Raw genomic sequence first — 1,520 nt, 5'->3', positions numbered from 1 at the left:
GGGAGTGCGGCGGCCACCTTGGACCGCCTACGTCGCGTAGCCGAGGCGCCCCCTGCGCCCGGCGATCGTATCGTACACCGTCCGCCCGCCCTCGCGGAAGGCCTTGAGGCGCCCGGTCGCGTACCACCTGAGGTACCCGTCGAGCTCCTCCTCGAACGCCGCGAGCGAGGCGCCCGACCAGTCCCTGCCGTAGAAGAACTCCTCCTTGAGCGTCCCGAAGAAGCCCTCGGCCCGGGCGTTGTCCTGGCAGCAGGCCTTGCGGGACATCGACCTGGCCGCCCCGCGCTCCCCGGCGATCGCCTTCCAGGACGCCGAGCGGTAGGTCGCCCCGCCGTCGGTGTGGACGGTCGGCGCCGACCCCGCGGGCAGGCCGTCGAGGTAGGCGCGCAGGGAGCCGTCGCAGAGCGCGGAGTCCGGGTGCCGCGAGATCGACCACGCCGCCGGCGCCCCGTCGAAGCAGTCGATGACGGGCGAGAGGTAGACCTTCCCGGCCGGGATCGAGAACTCGGTGACGTCGGTCACCGCGAGCTCCCCGGGCGCAGGGGCGGAGAAGTCGTGCGCCAGCCGGAAGTCCTCGCCGGCGGCGCGGCGGGCGGCCGCGCGCTCCCTGGGCGCGTTCGCCGGGCGGTCGTCGGTCTCGCCCGCGTAGGAGCTCCACGGCCTGCCCGCCCTCGGCCTCCTGCCGCTGATCCCCGCCGCGCGCATCGCCCGGCGCGCCTCGAGCTGGGAGACCCCCTCCGGCGGGAGGCCGTCGGCCCCCGACCTCACGGACGCCCAGACGCGCCTGTAGCCGTAGGTGCGCCCGCTCGCCTCCCAGGCGCGGCGGACGCGGCGGGCGACGCGCTCCGAGCGCTCACCCCTCGCCTCGTTCGCGCGCCTGGCGTACTCGTATGAGCTCTTCGATATCCTCAACAGGGTCAGCACGTCCCGGAGCCGGTACCCGCAGCCCCTCCTCAATCTCTCGCCTAACTCTGCCTTCCGCGAGTTCGAGAGGCTCGCCGGGTCGCCTGCTTTTGGGTCGCGCATCAGCTCCCTGAGCGCGGCGCAGCGCATCCTCTCCTCGGCGAGCTCGGCCTCGAGCTCCGCTATCCTGTCCTCCGCCGGGCCGCCCATGCGCACCGCCCCCCTCCAGGGGGTTCTACCCGCCCCGGCGGCCCTCCTGCACCACGACCGCACCAGCCCGCCGGACGAGACGCCGAGCCTGCGGGCGACGTCCGCGGGGCGCGCCCCGCCCGAGACGAGCCTCACGGCCTCCGCCACCGTCTCCCCCGGGTAGCGCCCGTGCCTGGGCCGCCCCTCCGCCCGGCCCCTCACCTCGCGCCGCGGGACCTCCAGCAGGCCCTCCTCCGCCTGCCTCGCCCAGCGGCGGAGCGTCGAGGCCGAGGGCGACCCGGGCCTCGACCTCGCGAACGCCCCCGGCAGCATCCCGCTCTCCTCGAGGTCCGCGAGGATCCTCCCCCTGTCCTCCCTCGGGTACATCGCCCCTCCCATCCGGCGGTCCAGGATTCCGCCGCGCTTCC

The 1,520-nt window shown here is 75.4% G+C and carries 1 protein-coding gene; it reads right to left on the bottom strand.

Going from position 1 to position 1,520, the window contains the following annotated elements; genetic code table 11:
* Positions 1-27: 27 nt before the first annotated feature.
* Entirely contained in the window at positions 28-1,425 is a 1,398-nt protein-coding gene (locus tag B5G02_RS09965) for an IS3 family transposase (protein WP_241146234.1), read from the bottom strand.
* Between the last annotated feature and the right edge of the window lie 95 nt (positions 1,426-1,520).

Origin of the sequence: [Collinsella] massiliensis, from assembly GCF_002161605.1 — a bacterium.
Lineage (GTDB): Bacteria > Actinomycetota > Coriobacteriia > Coriobacteriales > Coriobacteriaceae > Enorma.
This window is presented reverse-complemented; position numbering and strand designations above follow the sequence as displayed.

Coding starts and splice junctions, on each gene's coding strand:
- B5G02_RS09965 (WP_241146234.1), bottom strand. CDS start 1,425: ATGCTGCCGGGGGCGTTCGCGAGGTCGAGGCCCGGGTCGCCCTCGGCC.